The sequence below is a fragment of the Psychrobacter sp. AOP5-GZ1-6 genome, assembly GCF_052376345.1.
Lineage (GTDB): Bacteria > Pseudomonadota > Gammaproteobacteria > Pseudomonadales > Moraxellaceae > Psychrobacter.
Map to the genome: position 1 here is coordinate 1 of NZ_JBQSVP010000324.1, position 687 is coordinate 687.

Below are 687 nucleotides of genomic sequence, written 5' to 3' on the forward strand. Positions count from 1 at the left end.
AAATAATGATCAAACGCTACATCTGGTTGTTTAGCATTTCTTCTTTTAGGGATGACAGGGCTTATATTGTCTTGCTTTAGCCTGTTTCTAATGGTTTCAGAATCATAAGCTTTATCAGCAATGAAGTAGGTCGCATCCGTTAACATCTCTATGATGTCATCTACCGCTTGGCTGTCGTGGACGTCACCCCCAGTGATTTTAAAATCAATCGGGTTTCCATGCGAGTCGACGGCGAGATGAATCTTGGTGGTTGTTCCACCTCGAGATTTTCCAGTGGCTCGAAGCTCTCCTCGTCTGGCGCCGCTTGAATGCTGATGACAGCGGATGTAGCTTCCGTCTGCGAATACCCATTCTTCATCAATACTTGCTCGTAGGTCAAAAAAAATTGCTCCCATAAGCCTTTTTTTGACAACCTGTTAAAGCGATTATAGGCGGTTTTCCATGGACATAGCTCACTCGGTATATCACGCCATGGGGCTCCTGTACGAAGTTTCCATAATATGGCTTCCATGACTTGTCTGTCATTTTTCCAGGTATGACAGCCATGAGCCTTCATAGTACTTTGGAGTTGTTCCCATGTATTATCATTGAGCACTGTTCTTGCCATAATTTAGAGAGCCATGTGGTAAATAGTCTCTTTATTTTAAAGGCTTTATACTTACTTTTCCAGATTAGGGACACGCCCTA

1 pseudogene is annotated in these 687 nt (G+C 43.1%); it reads right to left on the bottom strand.

Annotated elements, in window-relative coordinates:
* Positions 1-607 (bottom strand): annotated as a pseudogene (locus ACT3RN_RS16030) (IS5 family transposase); the annotation flags it as partial.
* Positions 608-687 lie beyond the last annotated feature (80 nt).